Below are 1,560 nucleotides of genomic sequence, written 5' to 3'. Positions count from 1 at the left end.
GCATCCAGGGCGTGTAGCACCGAGCGCTGTTGGTCGGTGCCGAGCAAGGCACAATCGGTGGTGCTGCCTTGGCGCTGCTGTCGTGCCAGTAAGTGATCCTCGGTCTGAAACACGGCGCGTTGTATCTCGCCCTGAATTTCCGTGGTCAGGCGACTCTTCTGATAGAAACGCTGAACGCTGTCTGATCCCGCAGGTGATACGGCGGCCAGACGATCCAGCGGGTCGTAGGAATAAGTACAAAGTGCGGCGGCGACAGAAGAAACCATGGCATCAAGTCCTTCGAATAGCGAAGAGCGGTAATATCAGTCTCATCCAATTTCTACCCGTTGCCTACCTAGCAAAACTACTAGGTTTGCAGGAGCTCACGAGCAGCGCGACGCTGCCGCGAAAATGGGCAGCCTGAGCATTCGTCTGAGCCTGGGCTGGGCCAAATCCCACAGCTTCCACACTGGCCAGACCCCAGTCATGAAGTACAACCGCCAACTGATGCAAGCCATCATGTGGGACCGCATCAAGATCGCAGACATCGTGGGTGTCGAAGTCATCAGCCTCGACGACGCACCACGCGGTTATGGCGAGTTCGATGCCGGCGTGCCGAAGAAGTTTGTGATTGATCCGCATAAGTTGTTTAGTGCGGCGTAGCCACTCGACTATGGGCGACCTGAGGGTCGCCTATTTTACGACTGCAGCTCTATGTAGCATAATTCAGCGCCGTCGAAATTCTTTTCCGAAAGTTTCGGGTTGATAATTGAAGGTTTTGTAGCGGGGATCATCCCGTTGATATGGATTTTTCTTGGGCACGCGCACACCTTTTCCATAATAATAACCATCGGAAAGTCGGCGAATCTTAGGCGATCCGTCCCTTATCAATGGCAAGATTTTGTCCGCCCCACCCCCAACCCAGACCTTGCCCCTGAAACCTTGTACTTCCCCCTGAATAATTCTCGAGAACTCAGCGGCAAAGGAAGCCTCTCCTCCATTCGCTGAATTGCATATTAACAAACGCACCCGATCAAATTTTTCAACTTTAACGCCACGACGCTGCAACTGAACAGCCAGTTCATCTGGTGTAAGAACGTCGCGCCCCACTCTCATTAAAGTACGTTCATGTGCAGCTACAGGCATACCATGCGCACTAATATTCAATTGTCTTCTGCCACGACTCAATGCATTTTCAAAACTAATAGCACCAACATGTATAAGATTAATATTGGTTGCAGGCTTTGGCTTAGCTTTCCGCATAAACCCAATCGCCCTCAATAACATCTTAAGTAGAGCTGGCGTATGCCCTGTCGGATCCACCCGATTAACCGGATCCCCGACGCAATACGCATAAGCATTCAACCCACCGTCCTCAAACGGACTCAAATTGTCCGGGCTGTTGAATCTCATCAATACCGGATTGAACGCCCGATACCCATTGCCCAATAAATAATGCCCGGTCACCGGATCAGGCTGTTCGCCGTTGAAGCCCGGCAGGTCCAGATGCGGCGGGCGAAAACCATAAGGCGAGTAGGTAAATGCTTGCCCCTGCGTAGCATCCAGGGCGTGTAGCACCGA

General features: G+C 52.2%; 1 protein-coding gene and 2 pseudogenes. 1 reads left to right on the top strand and 2 read right to left on the bottom strand.

The features are described from left to right. Window positions 1-266: pseudogene (locus AFK24_RS07585) on the bottom strand (RHS repeat-associated core domain-containing protein); the annotation flags it as partial. Between the two features lie 109 nt (window positions 267-375). Here AFK24_RS07585 and AFK24_RS07580 point away from each other — a divergent pair. After that, window positions 376-642, top strand: a pseudogene (locus AFK24_RS07580) (formaldehyde dehydrogenase, glutathione-independent); the annotation flags it as partial. A gap of 63 nt (window positions 643-705) precedes the next feature. Here the strand turns inward: AFK24_RS07580 and AFK24_RS31520 are convergent. Continuing rightward, a partial coding sequence (locus tag AFK24_RS31520) for an RHS repeat-associated core domain-containing protein (RefSeq protein WP_276204940.1) occupies window positions 706-1,560 on the bottom strand: 855 nt, incomplete at its 5' end.

The sequence above is a fragment of the Pseudomonas syringae genome (assembly GCF_001698815.1).
In the GTDB taxonomy this organism is placed as follows: Bacteria; Pseudomonadota; Gammaproteobacteria; order Pseudomonadales; family Pseudomonadaceae; genus Aquipseudomonas; species Aquipseudomonas syringae_A.
The sequence above is the reverse complement of the archived record's forward strand: the minus strand, read 5'-3'. Positions and strand labels throughout refer to the sequence as shown.